The organism is Streptomyces yaizuensis, assembly GCF_034961445.1.
In the GTDB taxonomy this organism is placed as follows: Bacteria; Actinomycetota; Actinomycetes; order Streptomycetales; family Streptomycetaceae; genus Streptomyces; species Streptomyces yaizuensis.
The window spans coordinates 36,115-49,467 of the sequence record NZ_BSBI01000002.1 but is presented as its reverse complement, the minus strand read 5'-3'; the positions used below and the strand labels follow the sequence as shown (position 1 = coordinate 49,467).

General features: G+C 71.8%; 10 protein-coding genes and 1 other RNA gene. 3 read left to right on the top strand and 8 right to left on the bottom strand.

What is annotated here, in order from left to right; all coding sequences use genetic code 11:
* The first annotated feature begins 147 nt into the window (after positions 1-147).
* The gene (locus tag SYYSPA8_RS04125) at positions 148-3,633 is read left to right on the top strand and encodes a DNRLRE domain-containing protein (RefSeq protein WP_323445560.1); all 3,486 of its coding nucleotides are present in this window, start codon (positions 148-150) and stop codon (positions 3,631-3,633) included.
* 74 nt (positions 3,634-3,707) lie between these two features.
* Here SYYSPA8_RS04125 and SYYSPA8_RS04120 read toward each other — a convergent pair whose 3' ends face one another.
* A complete protein-coding gene (locus tag SYYSPA8_RS04120) occupies positions 3,708-4,646 on the bottom strand; it encodes a LysR family transcriptional regulator (RefSeq protein ID WP_323445559.1) in 939 nt (312 codons plus the stop codon).
* Positions 4,647-4,729: 83 nt separating this feature from the next.
* Here SYYSPA8_RS04120 and SYYSPA8_RS04115 point away from each other — a divergent pair, with 83 nt between their 5' ends.
* Positions 4,730-6,028, top strand: coding sequence for an MFS transporter (locus SYYSPA8_RS04115; protein ID WP_323445558.1), 1,299 nt, complete (start codon positions 4,730-4,732; stop codon positions 6,026-6,028).
* Positions 6,029-6,074: 46 nt separating this feature from the next.
* Here the strand turns inward: SYYSPA8_RS04115 and ssrA are convergent.
* From ssrA to ftsE, 5 genes are all read right to left on the bottom strand, one after another.
* Positions 6,075-6,470: a transfer-messenger RNA gene (gene ssrA, locus SYYSPA8_RS04110) on the bottom strand.
* Between the two features lie 116 nt (positions 6,471-6,586).
* Positions 6,587-7,102 carry an SsrA-binding protein SmpB gene (gene smpB, locus SYYSPA8_RS04105; protein ID WP_323445557.1) on the bottom strand — a complete coding sequence of 172 codons (516 nt, stop codon included), beginning with the start codon at positions 7,100-7,102 and terminating at the stop codon, positions 6,587-6,589.
* A gap of 34 nt (positions 7,103-7,136) precedes the next feature.
* Positions 7,137-8,294 carry a S41 family peptidase gene (locus SYYSPA8_RS04100; RefSeq protein WP_323445556.1) on the bottom strand — a complete coding sequence of 386 codons (1,158 nt, stop codon included), beginning with the start codon at positions 8,292-8,294 and terminating at the stop codon, positions 7,137-7,139.
* A 101-nt stretch (positions 8,295-8,395) separates the two neighbouring features.
* Complete coding sequence (ftsX, locus tag SYYSPA8_RS04095; RefSeq protein WP_323445555.1) at positions 8,396-9,313, bottom strand: permease-like cell division protein FtsX; 918 nt, start codon at positions 9,311-9,313, stop codon at positions 8,396-8,398.
* Positions 9,314-9,377: 64 nt separating this feature from the next.
* On the bottom strand, positions 9,378-10,067 hold the full coding sequence (gene ftsE / locus SYYSPA8_RS04090; RefSeq protein ID WP_323445554.1) for a cell division ATP-binding protein FtsE: 690 nt from the start codon (positions 10,065-10,067) through the stop codon (positions 9,378-9,380).
* A 312-nt stretch (positions 10,068-10,379) separates the two neighbouring features.
* Between ftsE and SYYSPA8_RS04085 the strand changes: the two genes are divergently transcribed.
* Positions 10,380-10,571: a hypothetical protein gene (locus SYYSPA8_RS04085; protein WP_323445553.1), complete on the top strand. Its 192-nt coding sequence runs from the start codon at positions 10,380-10,382 to the stop codon at positions 10,569-10,571.
* 111 nt (positions 10,572-10,682) lie between these two features.
* Here the strand turns inward: SYYSPA8_RS04085 and prfB are convergent, their stop codons facing one another.
* Positions 10,683-11,789 carry a peptide chain release factor 2 gene (prfB, locus tag SYYSPA8_RS04080; protein WP_323445552.1) on the bottom strand — a complete coding sequence of 369 codons (1,107 nt, stop codon included), beginning with the start codon at positions 11,787-11,789 and terminating at the stop codon, positions 10,683-10,685.
* 251 nt (positions 11,790-12,040) lie between these two features.
* Positions 12,041-13,300: a serine/threonine-protein kinase gene (locus SYYSPA8_RS04075; protein WP_323445551.1), complete on the bottom strand. Its 1,260-nt coding sequence runs from the start codon at positions 13,298-13,300 to the stop codon at positions 12,041-12,043.
* Positions 13,301-13,353: the final 53 nt, after the last annotated feature.

Below are 13,353 nucleotides of genomic sequence, written 5' to 3'. Positions count from 1 at the left end.
AACACGTGACGGCCGCACCGCCGTGAGCCATGATCAGCTCCGCATCCGTCACGCCCGTGCCGACTGTCGAGCCGCGTGACCAGCCATGAGGGAACCGCGGCGACGGTCGCCACAACGCCGGTTCCGAGGGGGGAAGGGAACTCGCTGATGACGGGCAGATGGCGCACGCCCGGGCGCCGAACGATCGCGGCGGCGGCAACAGCCGCCGTGCTGGCCACCGGGCTGACCTATCTGGGCCTCGACGGCCCAGAGGAGCAGCCGGAACGCAAGGATTCCGCCACCCCGAAGACGGAGCGGCCCCCGCGGCCGCTCTCCGAGGGGCAGGCCGCCGCACGGGCCGCCAGGACCGGCAAGCCGGTCGAGGCCACCGCGAAGCGGACGGCGTACTCCACGACCTGGGCCCGCCCGGACGGGCTGATGCACCGGCGCGTCCACGCCACCCCGATCCGCGCCAAGGCGGGCGGCGAGTGGAAGGCCATCGACACCGGCCTCACCCGCGTCAAGGGCGGCTGGTCCCCCCGGGCGACCAACACCGGCATGGTCTTCTCGGCCGGCTCCGCCGCCGGGGACGACCGGGCCTCCCGGGCCACGGCCCGCCGCGTCTCCCTGCTCCCGGGCGCCACCACGGCGAACGTCCCCGGGGGCAACCCGCTCGCCACCCTGAAGGTGGGCACCCACGAGATCGTGCTGACCTGGCCCGGCACCGTGCCCGCGCCGATCATCGACGGCTCGCGGGCGCTCTACCCGGAGATCCTGCCGGGCGCCGACCTGGTGCTGACCGCCGACGACGGCGGCTTCGCCCAGCTGCTGGTGGTCAAGAACCGGCAGGCGGCGGCCGATCCGAGGGTCGCCCAGCTCAGCTACGGGATCTCCTCGCCCGCGCTCGACTTCGCCCTGGACCCCGCCACGGGGATGCTCACGGCCGTCGACGAGGGCGGAACGGACATCGCCCACTCGCCGACCCCGCTGATGTGGGACAACTCCGGCACCCCGGCGCTCACCGACGGCCAGGCCGGTACCGATGTGCCGCCGACGGAGCCCGAGGTGCTGCCCACCGACGACCCCGGGCCGCCGGACGCGCCGGAGGAGGTGCCCTCGCCCACGCCGACGGACACCCTCAACGACGGCGACCAGGAGGACGTCCTCGAAGAGGCGCTGCCCCAGGCCACCGACGAGGCGCCCGACCCCTCGGCCATCGACGACATAGCGGGCTCGGACCCGCCGGTGCCGCCGGTGCCGAGCCCCGAACCCTCGCAGACGGGCCCCGCCGCCACCCTCTCGCTGCCCAACCTCAACGGGCCGCAGCCGGACACCCGCGGCGCCCTCGTCGGCACCGATCTCTCCGGCTCCACCTGGGTGATGACGCCCGACCAGGAGTTCCTGAACGACCCCGAGACGGTCTACCCCGTCTTCATCGACCCCTCGGTCACCAAGCACACCAACGACTGGACCACCGCGTACAGCCGTCACCCGAGGGCGACGTTCTACAACGGCAAGAACTTCAACAAGGGCGGCACCCACGAGGCCCGGGTCGGCTTCGAGTCCGACACCTGGGGCACCTCCCGCTCGTACTTCACCATCGACTGGGAATCCGACCTGAAGACCGCCACGGTCGTGTCGGCGCAGCTCCGGGCCCTGTCGAACTACTCCTGGTCGTGCAGCAAGCGCAGCATGTCCGTCCATCTCACCGGCGAGGTCAACTCCAAGACCAACTGGAAGAACGCGCCGGCGATGAACAACAGCAACAAGATCGCCGGGGACAGCTTCGCGCACGGCTGGAAGTCCACGTCCTGCCCGCGCAAGTATGTGAAGTTCGACGTGAAGCCGACCGCGACGAAGGCGCTCAGGAGCGGCTGGTCCACCCTGACCCTGGGCTTCAGGGCAGCGGACGAGAAGTCCCAGTACTCGTGGAAGAAGTTCCAGGCCAACGGGGGCAACGGTCCCCATGTCGACCTGCACTACAACCGGCCGCCGTCCGCGCCCACCAGCCTGGACCTCGACCCGGACCTGAGCTGCGACACCACGGCGCCGTACGTCAACGTCGGGGCCTCGTCGCTGACCTTCTGGGGCAGCGCCGCCGACAAGGACGGCAACCTCTCCACGGTCAACTTCGAGCTGTGGCCGACCAAGGGGAGCACGGCCAATCTGCTGGGCGCCAAGGGGAAGGTCTCCGTCGGCTCGCAGAAGACGACGGCCCGGGTGCACACCGACCCCTTCTCCACGGCCGGCCTCAGGGACGGCGTCACCTACTCGTGGCGGGCCAAGGCGGTCGACAAGTTCGGCGCCTCCTCCGCGTACTCCCACTCGAAGACCCCCTGCCGGTTCGTCTTCGACAAGTCCCGGCCGACCCCGCCCCGGGTCAGCTCCGTCGACTTCCCCGACGCGGACACCAGGGACAACGGCTTCGGGACCGACTCCGAGGACGGCCGCTGGAGTGAGCGCGCCTTCGGCACGAGCGGCGTCTTCACCTTCCGGGCCAACCAGACCGACGTCGTCAAGTACGAGTACGGCTTCAACCAGGCGTCGTACACCGGCTCGGTGACGCGCACGACCGGCACCCCGGTGACCACCGAGCGCGATGTCAGCCTCAAGCCCCCGCTGGCCGGGCCGAACGTGCTCTACGTCCGGGCCGTCGACGACGCCGGCCATATCTCCGAACCCCGGAAGTACTTCTTCTACACCGCGCCCCGGCACAAGGCCGACGCACCGGGAGACTTCACCGGCGACGAGCTTCCCGACCTGATGGTGGTCGACGGCAACGGCAATCTGCGCCTCTACCCCTCCGAGCACACCCCGGACCTCACCAAGGGCACCGGCGACCTGGACTACTCCATGGCGGGCGCCTACCGGGCCAACCCGGAGCGGGATCCGCACGGCGGCGACGGGGAACCGGAGCACGCGGCACCGCCCTCCGGCTACTGGAAGGGCACCCTGATCACCCATCTGGGTGATGTCTACGGCGGCGACGGCCTCCAGGACCTGGTGGCGCGGCGCGACGGCAAGCTGTGGGTCTACCCCGGCGACGGCTACGGCGGCGTCAACACCGACAAGCGCCAGGAGATCATCCTGCCGGCCAACGCCCCCGACCCGGACACCATCACCCAGCTGGTGGCCGCCGGGGACGCCACGGGCGACGGAAAGACCGACTTCTTCCTCACCGTCGGCGACGCCATCTGGGCCCTGATCGGCTACAACGGCGCCACCGTCGAGGAGGCCGTCCGCCTCTCCTCCAGCCCCTGGGCCAACCGGGACATCGTCTCCGTCCAGGACATCACCGGCGACAAGGTGGCCGACCTGGTCTACCGCTCCGGTGACTCCGGCCGGCTGCTGCTGCGCACCGGCAAGAAGGACCCCGCCGGCAGCGGAGTGGAGCTGAAGTCGCTGTCCGCCGCCATCTACTCGGCCAAGGGCGAGGACACGTACTACAGCGGCCTCGGCTGGGGCACGGACAGCATCCGCATCGTGTACGGGGCCCCGGACCTGAACGGGGACGACATCCCCGACATCTGGACGCTGCGGACCGACGGCGCCGTCCGGGTCTACATGGGCGCGCGGGACGTGCTCACCGGCACCGGCACGGAGGTCGTCGGCAACAGCAGCGGGGGCTGGAAGCACAAGCTCACCATCGGCTGACCCCCGTCACCACCCTGTGTGCCCCCCGGAGTCCTTCCGGGGGGCACACCCCTGTGTCCGGCCGTTGTGCCCGCTCACGCCATCCGCTCCTCCCCCGCGCCCACCCGTACCGCCCAGCCCTCCCGTTCCGCCAGCCGGGTCGCCGCCGCGTGGAGGGCATCCAGGGCCGGATGGCGCAGGCCCGTGCGCCAGACCAGGGAGAGGGGGGCCAGGGGCACCGGGTCGGTGAGCGGGCGCACGACCGTGCCCGGGACCGGCGGGAAGTCGACGACCGCGAGGACCGGACGGCGGGTTCTCGCCATGATCCGGCGGAACTCCTCCGCGCCGACGGCCATCGGGGCGGGCGGGGCGAGCAGGATGCCGTGCCGGCCGAAGAGGGCACCGGCACGGCCCGTCCACTCGGCGGTACCGGGGTTGCCCGCGCCCGCGTAGACCGTCTCCCCCGCGAGCGCCGCCAGCGGCACCCCCTCCCGGGCGGCGAGCGGATGATCGCACGGAAGGATCACCGCCAGCGGCTCCCAGCGGACGATCCGGCGCGACAGCGGCGCCCGCAGCGCGGGGGCGAGGCCGTCGAAGAGCCCGAAGGAGACATCCAGCCGCCCGGCGGCGATCCCGGCGGCGGCGCCGGTGAGACCGGACTCGTAGCGGGCCATCAGCTCCCGGTCGGGGGCGAGTTCGCGGGCCAGGTCCAGGATCCGGCCGGAGACCATGCCCTCGGTGTTGAGATCCACCAGCAGCGGCCGGTCCACGTCGGCGAAGGCGGCGGCCAGCTCCTCGTGGGCGGCGAGCACCCGGCGGGCGTACGGGCGCAGCCGCTCCCCGTCGGCGGTCAGGGCGACCTGACGGGTGGTGCGCTGGAAGAGCACGGCGCCCAGCTCCCGCTCCAGCCGGCGGACATCGCGGCTCAGGGCCTGCTGGGCGATGTGGAGCCGGGCGGCGGCGCGGGTGAAGTGGAGTTCGTCGGCGACGGCGAGGAAGACGCGCAGCAGCCGGGGATCGACATCGGCGGGCATCCGCCGAACTTACAACAGGGGTGCGTCAATCGGGCCGGAGCAGGTGTTGGACCCCGTACCGGAACGGCGGTGAGGGTGGTGGCATGCCGCACACCACCGCCCCGCTGCTGGGGCTGACCGCCGAGACCCCCGTCCCGGCCCCCCGCTTCCCCGCCCCCGCCGGACGGCGGAGGCGGACAGGGACGGCCCGGCCGCCGGGCCCGTACGCGCGGCTCTTCGCCCCGCCCGGGGTCCGCGCCTTCACCGCCGGCGCGCTGCTCGCCCGGCTGCCCATGGGCATGTTCAGCGTCAGCGCGGTCGTCATGATCGCCGGCACGCGCGGCTCCTACGCCCTCGCCGGCGCGGTCGTCGCCACCGGACTGGCCGCGACCGCGCTGGTCGCACCCTGGACGGCACGGCTCGTCGACCGGTACGGACAGGCCAGGGTCGCCGTCCCGGCCACCGCCCTCGCCGTACTGGGTTCACTCGCGCTGGTGCTCTGCGTACGCCGGGACGCGCCCGACTGGACGCTCTTCGCCGCGTACGCCGCGACCGCCACCACCCCCAACACCGGTGGGATGGCCCGCGCCCGCTGGGCCCATGTCCACCGCGACGACCCGGCCGCCCGGCACACGGCCAACTCCTTCGAACAGGCCGCCGACGAGCTGTGCTTCATGCTCGGCCCGGCGCTGGCCGCGCTGCTCTCGTCGGCGCTCTTCCCGGAGGCGGGCACCCTGGTCGCGGCCGCCCTGCTGCTCACCGGCGTCCTGGTGCTCGCGACCCGGCGCGCCACCGAGCCGCCGCTCTCCCCCCGGCGGGCGGGCGCGCGCTCCCCGCTGCGGATCCGGGGCATGCCGCCGCTGCTCGCGGTGTTCCTCGCCACCGGGGTGGTCTTCGGGTCGCTGGAGGTCTCCACCCTCGCCCTCGTGGAGGGGCCCGGGGCGGGGGTGCTCCTCGGTCTGACGGCCGCCGGGTCCGCCGCCGCCGGACTGCTGTACGGGACGCTCCGCGCCGCCCGCGACCCGCACCGGCGGCTGGCCGGCTGCCTCGCGGCGATGAGCGCCCTGCTGGTGGGGCCGCTGCTGGCGGCGGGCTCCGGCGCCCCGGTCCCACTCCTCGCGGCGGCCCTGCTCGCGGCGGGCGCGGCCACCGCGCCGACGATGATCACCGGGATGACGCTGGTGCAGCGGCTGACCCCGGCGGGGAGCCTGAACGAGGGCATGACGCTGGCGGTCACCGCGATCCTCGGCGGGATCGCGGCGGGGTCGGCGGCGGGCGGGTACGCGGCGGAGCACCTGGGCCCCGCCTACGGCTACGCCCTCCCGGTCGCCGCCGCCGCGCTGGGCTGCGTCCTGGCCCGTACCGCCGCCCGTCCGCATGGACGAAATGCGCGGCGGGCATGACAAAGGCCCGGCTGTCTCGACAGCCGGGCCCTTGCCCACATGGGATGAGTGGAGATGGCGGGAATCGAACCCGCGTCCAACGGTGCGGAACCAGGACTTCTCCGAGCGCAGTCCGCTGCGATTTTCTCAGCCCCGGAGATCACGCGAACAAGTCTCCGACGGGCTCAGTCACTGTTTGTTTTCCCTACCAGCCCCCGTGACCGGGACTAGAGGTAAAGATCCCTAGCTGACGCCAGGGGCCGGGTCGGGATCGATCCCCGGGCTGACGCTCCATGAATGAAGGTTCGCTCTACTGCCTATTAGGCAGCGAGGGCGAAGGCTTCGGAGTTATCGCGCTTGGAATTGGCGATTATTGTTTGCGACATATGGTTTACGAGATCATTGCCGCTTCCTCGGCTCGCTTCCCCTGCCTCGACATCCGCTGTCGAAACCGATCATCCCCATGTTGATTTTTCAAACCGTGCCCCGGCGGTGCGGGACGTAGCCATCGTACGTGACCGGAGCGGCCCCGTGCCAGCCATTTCCCACCGGCACGCCAGGGCGCGCGGGGAAGACCGGTCAGGAAGCCTCCCGCTGCCGTCGGCGGGCCGCCGACATCGCCCGGTCCGACTCGCGCCGGTCCTGGCGCTCACGCAGCGTCTGCCGCTTGTCGTACTCCTTCTTGCCCTTCGCGAGCGCGATCTCGACCTTGGCCCGGCCGCCCGTGAAGTACAGCACCAGGGGCACGATCGTGTGCCCCACGTCCTGGAGCTTCGCCTCCAGCTTGTCGATCTCCGCCCGGTGCAGCAGCAGCTTCCGCTTGCGCCGCGCGGCGTGATTGGTCCACGTGCCCTGGGCGTACTCCGGGATGTGCACATGGTGCAGCCACGCCTCGTGGCCGTCGATCTGGACGAAGCCGTCCACCAGCGACGCCCGCCCCTGCCGCAGCGACTTCACCTCGGTGCCGGTCAGCACCAGGCCGCATTCGTAGGTGTCGATGATGTGGTAGTCGTGCCGCGCCTTCTTGTTCTGCGCGATCAGCTTGCGTTCCTGCCCCTTGGCCTTGCTCTTGGCCTTCGCGTTGTCCTTAGCCATAGTGCGTTCATTTTCGCACCCCGCCGCAAGAGGTTTACGAGGTCGTCCCGAGGCCGTCCAGGACGGCGCGGGCCCGGTCCTCGGCCGCCGCGCGGGCCGGGAGGTCGGGGGTGATGCCGGTGCCGTCGACGCTGTGCCCGGCCGGGGTCCGGTAGTGCCCCACGGTCAGCTCGGCCACCGAGCCGTCGGGCAGCCTGCTGGGCATCTGCACCGAGCCCTTGCCGAAGGTGCGCGTACCGACCGTGACCGCCCGGCCACGGTCCTGGAGCGCCCCGGTGACCAGCTCGGCCGCGCTCATCGTGCCGCCGTCGACGAGGGCGACCACGGGCCGCCGGGTGTCGCCGCCGGGCTCCGCGTACAAGGAGCGCTCCTCGCCGTGGACGTCGTAGGTCGCCACCAGGCCGCCGTCGAGGAAGGCGGAGGCCGCCGCGACCGCCTCGTGGACCAGGCCGCCGCTGTTGCCCCGCAGGTCCAGCACGACCCCGGCACCCGCCGGGGCCCGCCGCACCGCCTCCCGTACCCGCTCCCCCGAGCCGGTGGTGAAGGCGGCCACCCGGATCAGCACCGCGTCCCGGTCGAGCCGGCGGACGGTGACGGACTCCGTGGAGAGCGTGGTCCGCGTCAGCGAACGGGTCCAGCCGCGGCCCGCCCGCTCCAGACCGAGGTCGACCCGGGTGCGCTCCGCGCCCCGCAGCAGCGCGACGACCTCGGTGACCGGGCGCCGGTCCACCGCCGTGCCGTCGATCGCCCGCAGCCGGTCGCCGGCCCGGATGCCCGCCCGGTCGGCGGGGCCCCCGGACTGGACCCGGGCCACCTCGACCCGCCCGTCCCCACTGCGGCGGGGTGAGAGCCCGACCCCCGTGTACCGGCCGTCCAGGTCCTGGCGGAACGACTCGTACTCGTCCTCGTCGTAGACCGCGCCCCACCGGTCGCCGCTGCGGCTGACGACCTCCTGGGCCGCCTCCGTACCGGACTTGCCGTCGGCGACGGCCTCGGCGGCGGCGCGGGCGACGAGCTTCCCGTCGACCGTGGCACCGGCCGGGCGGACGGCGGAGGGCCTCTCCGCCTCGCCGTCGCGGGGCAGCGCGTCGGTCGCGGCGCCGGCGGCCAGGGCGGTGGCGAAGACCAACGTCAGAGCGGCCCCGCGGCGGATGCGGCAGGGCCGGTGGCGAGAGGGTTCCGGGCCCGGCATGGCTGCGAGTCTAGGCCAAGCGAAAGGCGCCGTACGGTGGTTGCCCGTACGGCGCCCGGGGCGCTTGTCACATGGTCGGACCCTTGCGCGGGGCCCGTTCCTCAGACCTTCAGATACTTGCGCAGCGCGATCGAGGCGGCGAGCGCGGGCATCAGCAGACCGATCGCCAGCACCAGCGGCAGCTTGGTGAGGACGGCGTCCCAGCCGATGAAGTTGACCAGCTGCATCTTCTCCGCGAGGGCGATGCCGTTGTCGATCAGGAAGTACCGGCCCAGCAGCAGGAAGCCGCAGGCGACCGCGCCGCCGAGCAGCCCCGCGAAGGCGGCTTCCATGATGAACGGCATCTGGATGTAGAAGCTGGACGCGCCGACCAGACGCATGATCCCGGTCTCACGCCTGCGGCTGAACGCCGAGACCCGCACCGTGTTGACGATCAGCATCATCGCGATCACCAGCATCAGCCCCATGACGCAGAGCGCGGCGATCCGCATCCCGTTCATCAGCTCGAACAGGTTCTCCAGGATGTCCCGCTGGTCGCGGACCTGGTGCACGCCGTCCCGCTGCGCGAAGGCGGAGGCGACGACCTGGTACTTCTCCGGGTCCTTGAGCTTGACCCGGAACGACTCCTGCATCTGGTCCGGGGTGATGGTGGCGGCGATGCCGGTGTCGCCGTACTGCTTCTTGTAGAGCTTGTACGCCTGCTCGGAGGTCTCGTGGTGGACGGTCTCCACCACGTCCATCTTCTCCAGATCGGCCTTGATCTGGTGCTTCTGCTGATCGGTGACGGCCCCCTTGGCGCAGGAGCGGGAGGTCGTCGCGTCGTTCTTGTTGCAGAGGAAGATCGAGACGTTGACCTTGTCGTACCAGAAGTCCTTCATCGTGTTGACCTGCTGGCTCATCAGCAGGGCCCCGCCGAAGAGCGCGAGCGACAGGGCCACCGAGACGATGACCGCGAAGGTCATGGTGAGGTTGCGGCGGAGACCGACGCCGATCTCCGACAGTACGAACTGGGCGCGCATCGCGTGCGTTCAGCCTTTCCTTGCGCTTGCTGCTTGTGCCGACGGAGCCACCAGAGGCAGAGGCTCAGTGCTGGTAGCCGTAGACACCGCGGGCCTGGTCACGTACGAGACGGCCCTGCTCCAGCTCGATGACGCGCTTGCGCATCTGGTCGACGATGTTCTGGTCGTGGGTCGCCATCACCACGGTGGTACCGGTCCGGTTGATCCGGTCCAGCAGCTTCATGATGCCGACGGAGGTCTGCGGGTCGAGGTTGCCGGTGGGCTCGTCGGCGATCAGCAGCATCGGCCGGTTGACGAAGGCGCGGGCGATGGCCACCCGCTGCTGCTCACCACCGGACAGCTCGCCCGGCATCCGGTCCTCCTTGCCGCCGAGGCCGACCAGGTCGAGCACCTGGGGCACCGCCTTGCGGATCTCGCCCCGGGGTTTGCCGATGACCTCCTGGGCGAAGGCGACGTTCTCGGCGACGGTCTTGTTCGGCAGCAGCCGGAAGTCCTGGAAGACGGTGCCGAGCTGGCGGCGCATGTGCGGCACCTTCCAGTTCGACAGCCGGGCCAGGTCCTTGCCGAGGACGTGCACCAGACCGGTGCTGGCACGCTCCTCGCGCAGGATCAGCCGCAGAAAGGTCGACTTTCCGGAACCGGACGACCCCACGAGGAAGACGAACTCTCCCTTTTCGATCTCTAGCGAGACATCGCGCAGGGCGGGGCGGTTCTGCTTCGGGTAGCTCTTGGAGACGTTGTCGAATCGGATCACGGGTGCACCACGGTCGGCCGGGAGTAGGTGTGCGTGACACTACGCGAAGCAGAGTCCCGACCGCAGTCAACGGTCTGGCTTGCGCGCTTTGTCCACCACTGGTCCAGCGGACCGCGGGAACGGAATCCGGAACGGGATCCGGAACCGGATGCGGATCACCACCGGGAGTGGTCCCGCCGGAGGGGACGCGCCGAAAAGCGCGGGAGCTGGCACAGTGGTAGGGGAACAGTCGCGTTTCCCTGAGCGTTGTCAGGAGAGAACTGTGCTGACGGTCCGCTGCCGCGGCTCCGGCGCGCGGGAGGAGGAGAGCGCATGACCTACGACCGATTGGTGTGCGCCAACTGCGCGGCCCCGGTCACCGAGGGCCGCTGCCCGGTCTGCCGGGCCAACCGCGAGCGGATGCAGCAGGAGGGCCCGTTCGGGGGGCTGAATCCGGCAATGCTGTTGACGTTGCTGATCGTACTGCTGGGTGCACTGACCGTACTGGCGGCGCGCACGGCGTGACGGCGCCACCGATGCTCTGAACCAGAAAGGTGCCGGGTCCGCGAGGACCCGGCACCTTTCTCGTTGTTCATCGTTCGTCGTTCTTCCGCCACCGCGCCCGGCGGCAGGGGGCTACTTGCTCTGGCGCTTGCGCCAGCGGATCGCGGCCTCCAGGAAGCCGTCGATCTCCCCGTCGAGCACCGCCTGCGGGTTGCCGACCTCGAACTCCGTCCGCAGGTCCTTGACCATCTGGTACGGGTGCAGGACGTACGAACGCATCTGGTTGCCCCAGGAGTTGCCGCCGTCGCCCTTGAGCGCGTCCATCCGGGCCTGCTCCTCCTGGCGGCGGCGTTCGAGCAGCTTCGCCTGGAGGACGTTCATGGCGCTCGCCTTGTTCTGGATCTGGGAGCGCTCGTTCTGGCAGGAGACCACGATGCCGGTGGGGATGTGGGTGATCCGGACGGCGGAGTCGGTGGTGTTGACGCCCTGGCCGCCGGGGCCGGAGGCGCGGTAGACGTCCACGCGCAGCTCGGTCTCGTCGATCTCGACATGGTCGCTCTGCTCGACGACCGGGAGCACCTCGACACCCGCGAACGAGGTCTGGCGGCGGCCCTGGTTGTCGAACGGCGAGATGCGCACGAGGCGGTGGGTGCCCTGCTCGACGGAGAGGGTGCCGTAGGCGTACGGCGCCTTCACCACGAAGGTGGTCGACTTGATGCCGGCCTCCTCCGCGTACGAGGTCTCGTAGATCTCCGTGGTGTAGCCGTGGCGCTCGGCCCAGCGCATGTACATCCGCTGGAGCCGCTCGGCGAAGTCGGACGCGTCCACGCCGCCGGCCTCCGCGCGGATGTTGACCAGCGCCTCGCGCTCGTCGTACTCGCCGGAGAGGAGGGTGCGGACCTCCATCTCGTCCAGCGCCTTGCGCACGGAGACCAGCTCGGTCTCGGCCTCGGCGCGGGTGTCCGCGTCGTCCTCGGCCTCGGCCAGCTCGAAGAGCACGGCGACATCGTCGATGCGCGACCGCAGCGCCTGGGTCTTGCGCAGCTCCGCCTGGAGGTGGGAGAGCTTGCTGGTGATCTTCTGCGCCGCCTCGGGGTCGTCCCACAGGGACGGGGCAGCGGCCTGCTCTTCGAGCACGGCGATGTCGGCCCTCATCCTGTCGAGGTCCAGGACGGACTCGATCGACCCCATGGTCGAGGAGAGGGACTTCAGCTCTTCGGATACATCGACGACTGCCACGGGTCCAGCGTAACGGCTCCCGGGAAGGTTCCTGGCTGGTCCCTGTCATACGGGCCCCGCGCGAGGCCGGGACGGGGCCCGGGCGAGGCCGGGGCGGGGGCGGTGCGGCGGCGGTGCGAGCGGCGGTCCGGATCGTGCGGTGGGGCCGCGCCGGCGGGCCCCGGCCCCGCCCCTGCCGCGGGTCCCGGAATCCCGACATACGGTCGTTTACGCAGGTCACAGCCGTTCGGCCGGGGTGGTCCCGGGATGGGTCAGGGGCCGGTCGAGGTCGAGCGGGAGTCGCGCTGCGGGGGCTTCGCGTCGCCGTCGGCGGTGGCCAGCCAGCCGCCGAGGCCCACCGCTGCGGCGAGGGCGATCCCCGCCACGGCGAGGGTCACCCGCCGTCTGCGGATCATGGGCGAGATGGCGCCGGACCGGGCCCCGGCCCTGTTCCGGGCGGAGCCGGGACGGCGCTGGCCGGGGGCGCGGGGGGCGCGGGCGGTCCCGTGGGCGCCGCCCGCCAGCTCGTCCGGGGCGGGGACCCGCATCGAGGTGTGGGTGTCCCGGTGGGAGTCGGCGGGCGCGGAGCCGGGCACGAGGGGGACCGCGCCCCGGCGGCGGACCTCGGCGCCGGGCAGCGTCGGGGCCTCCTCGTACGCGTCGGCGGCCGGCTCCCCGTCGGGCTCGTCCACCTCCAGCGGGGGGATGCCGGTCAGCATCGGCAGCAGCTCCCGCAGCCGGGTGCCCAGCTCGGAGGCGCGCAGCCGGGAGGCCGGGCCCTTGGCCAGGCACTGGACGATCAGCTGCCACAGCTCGTCGGGGATCCCGGGGAGCGGGACCACGGTCTCGGTGACATGGCGGCGCAGCACCGCGCCGGGGTGGCCGCCGCCGAAGGGGGTGAACCCGGCGAGGAGTTCGTAGAGCACGGTGGCGAGGGCGTAGATGTCGACGGCCGCGCGCGGCGGCAGCCCTTCGACGATCTCGGGCGCGAGATAGTCCGGGGTGCCGATGATCCGGCTGGACCGGGTGCGGCCGGGCGTGTCGATCAGCTTGGCCACGCCGAAGTCGGTGAGCAGCGCGGGGTGGGCGCCGCCCGGGCCGAGCGGGCCCGCCATGTCGAGGAGGATGTTCTCCGGCTTCACATCGCGGTGGACGACGCCCGCGGCGTGGGCGGCGGCGAGTCCGTCGGCCACGTCGGCGATGATCGCGACCGCGGCCTCGGGGGCGAGCCGGCGCTCGCGGTCGAGGCGGGTGCGCAGATCGGTGCCCCGGACGAGGTCCATGACCAGGGCGAGATCGTTCCCGTCGACCACGAGGTCACGGACGGTGACGATCCGGGGGTGGTCGAGTCCGAGCAGGGCGGTGCGTTCCTGGACGAAGCGTCCGACCAGCTCCTGGTCGGAGGCGAGGTCCTCGCGCAAGAGTTTGATGGCGACAGGTCCCTCGGGGCCCTCACCGGCCCAGACGGTGCCCGCGCTGCCCCTTCCGAGGATCTGGTGGGCTGTGTACCGGCTGCCGATATTCCGTGCCAAGACTGCTCCCTCAGCGGCTGGCGTTGCCCTTAACGTACGCGGGGTTCCGGTGC

Excerpts from the sequence above, each read along its gene's own strand:
- SYYSPA8_RS04125 (WP_323445560.1), top strand. The coding sequence starts at position 148 with ATGACGGGCAGATGGCGCACGCCCGGGCGCCGAACGATCGCGGCGGCG.
- SYYSPA8_RS04120 (WP_323445559.1), bottom strand. The coding sequence starts at position 4,646 with ATGCCCGCCGATGTCGATCCCCGGCTGCTGCGCGTCTTCCTCGCCGTC.
- SYYSPA8_RS04115 (WP_323445558.1), top strand. The coding sequence starts at position 4,730 with ATGCCGCACACCACCGCCCCGCTGCTGGGGCTGACCGCCGAGACCCCC.
- smpB (WP_323445557.1), bottom strand. The coding sequence starts at position 7,102 with ATGGCTAAGGACAACGCGAAGGCCAAGAGCAAGGCCAAGGGGCAGGAA.
- SYYSPA8_RS04100 (WP_323445556.1), bottom strand. The coding sequence starts at position 8,294 with ATGCCGGGCCCGGAACCCTCTCGCCACCGGCCCTGCCGCATCCGCCGC.
- ftsX (WP_323445555.1), bottom strand. The coding sequence starts at position 9,313 with ATGCGCGCCCAGTTCGTACTGTCGGAGATCGGCGTCGGTCTCCGCCGC.
- SYYSPA8_RS04085 (WP_323445553.1), top strand. The coding sequence starts at position 10,380 with ATGACCTACGACCGATTGGTGTGCGCCAACTGCGCGGCCCCGGTCACC.